Source organism: Natronococcus sp., assembly GCF_047921035.1.
In the GTDB taxonomy this organism is placed as follows: Archaea; Halobacteriota; Halobacteria; order Halobacteriales; family Natrialbaceae; genus Natronococcus.
Genome location: NZ_JBLRWX010000195.1, coordinates 1 through 2,361, shown reverse-complemented (window position 1 = coordinate 2,361; position 2,361 = coordinate 1). Strand labels below are relative to the sequence as shown.

1 protein-coding gene and 1 pseudogene are annotated in these 2,361 nt (G+C 67.6%); both read right to left on the bottom strand.

What is annotated here, in order from left to right; genetic code table 11:
- Positions 1 to 218 (bottom strand): annotated as a pseudogene (locus ACNA7R_RS20000) (hypothetical protein); the annotation flags it as partial.
- Positions 219 to 477: 259 nt separating this feature from the next.
- A partial coding sequence (locus ACNA7R_RS19995) for a hypothetical protein (protein ID WP_416285295.1) occupies positions 478 to 2,361 on the bottom strand: 1,884 nt, incomplete at its 5' end.

Here is a 2,361-nt window from a genome sequence, read left to right as displayed (position 1 = left end):
GCTCCACGCGGCCCCCGCGGCCCCTCCGGACCCGTCGGACCCTGCGGCCCCGCGGGACCCTGCGGACCGGGCGGGCCCTCCGGGCCCTGGCAGTCGCGCGCGTCCCAGACGCCGTCGAGGTTCACGTCCTCGGCGAGATCCGGCACCCCGTTACCGTTGAGGTCCCAAGACGCGAGGCCAGCGAGCTCGCCTGCCTCGGGCGCCGTCCGCAGCAACACCGAAAACACCTGTTCGGCCAGGGGCTGGAGTACCGGGCGGTTGGGTGCGAAGGGGAGATCGCGCTAGACACTCGCAGAACGATCAGAGCGTCCAGGCGGCTCATGGACGTGACGCGGTTGGCCCGCAGTCCTCCGCCACCCACGAAGGTTCGGGGGGCAGCCGAAGCCGCCCCCCGAACACCGAACGGTCAAGCGATCCGTGTCGGCTCGATCCGTACGCTGCCTTACGCAACGCTCGAGCCGACGCCCAGTCGGCTGACTACTGAACCTCGTCGCTCGGCATCGTGCTGCAAGTGCTCTCCACGAGCTCGACGGTGACCCAGGCGCTGTCCACCGCCAGGTAGTCGAGTTTGTCGCGCGCCTCGCGATTGGCGAAGAGCTTCGCCCAGTTGCCGATCCGGTACGTGCCGTCACCGCACTGCGGCGTGACCGTCTGGCCGGTCGGCTCGGTGCCGCTGCTCTTCTGGTAGTCCGTCCACGCGAAGTGGTTCGAGTACGTGAAGGTGCCCCCGTCGGGCGCATCGAACTGCCGCAGGAAGAGCCAGTGACCGTTGAGGTCGCTGTAGTCCCACAGGTACACGATCGCGTTCTTCTCGCTCGAAGGTTCGTCGAACGCCCAGCCCGCTGTCGCGGTGAGCGGGTGCTCTTCACCCGACGCCATCACGGTCGCCGTGTTGGTGCCGTCGTACGCCTCGACGTCTCCGGTGACGTCCACCTCATACGCACAGACCAGGGTCTCACCCGGCTCCAGATCGAACGGCAGCGACACGGGCTCCTCGTCCAGTTCGCACGCCACCGCGAACGGGTTGACGCCCGGCACGCCGACGTCATCCATCACCGAGTTGATCGTCCGCGGGGTGCGCAGCGACACGTTCTCGATCTCGATCTCCCCGAAGATCATGAACGCCGTGTCGGTCGCGCCCAGGTACTCGACGTCGATCGTCCACGTGACGGTGGTGTCGCCGGTGCCGTCCCCGACCAGCTTGACGTACGGCACGTCGACGTCCTTGGTGAGATCCCAGCGGTGCTCGCGCTCGAAGCTCGTGTCGGCCGTCTTACGCACGCGCAGCACGTCCGTCTCCGGCGGATCGCAGGAGATGGTCACGACGAGCGTCGCATCCGCGCTGGCCACGACCGCGCCCGCGACGTCGAGAAGCGACACGGTGTTGACGTAGCGGAACTCCTCGTCGCACTCTTCCGCGCCGAAGTCCGCCCAAGCGAAGTCCTTCGTGTAGCTGAACTCGTCGCCGTCGGGGGCCGTCACGCTCCCGAGATCCACGGAACCGAACAGGTCGCTCACGTCCTGGACGTCGACCGTGGCGTTGGTCTCGGTCGTCGGGTCGCCCCAGCCGATGTCCGCCTCGGCCCCGTACTCGTCGCGCTCGGTCGTGACCGTGACGACGTTCTTGCCCTCGACGAAGCCGTCCTCGTCGTACGTGCACGTCAGCGTCCCGCCCGCGACGAGCGTGTACGGAAACACGACCTCCCCACAGTCGATGGCGATGGGATCGCCCGCCAGCACGTCGTCGACGGCCGTGATGACCGCGTCGAGCGTGCCGGTGTTCTCGATCATGATGCTGCCCGAGACGTTCCACTCGCTGTCTTCGTAACCGAGGTAGTCGACGTCGATGGTCCAGGTGGCCGTCCCGTCGCCGGTGCCGTCCTCGTACAGGACGAAGCTCGCGGGATCGACGCTCTTGTCGACGTCCCAGTTGTGGACGCGCTTGAAGGAGGTGTGCGCATCCTTGCTGACCGTCAGCTCCTCGAACTCGTCATCGACCCCGGGGCAGTAGTCCGAGATCACGAACTGCGAGACGTCGCTCAGCGTGCCTTCGTAGTTCAGCGTGGCCGTCAGCGTCGCGACGTCGAAGTACGGGGTGAAGAACTCGACCACCGGACCGTACTTCGTCGGCGCGTACGTCCCGCTACCGGAACCGCCGAGGACGAGTTCGGCCTCGGTCACGCCCGACGTCGAGGTGACGATCCAGTGGATCCAGCCGTCGGCGGTGCGCTCCTCGCTCTCGCCGATCTTCCCGCACTGCAGCGAGTCGCTGCCCTGGCCGTCCCACTCGACGGAATCCGCCAGCACAGCGACCGACGAGGAGTCGGCCCCCTGCAGGCCGGCCTCCGGGCCCGAGCAAGC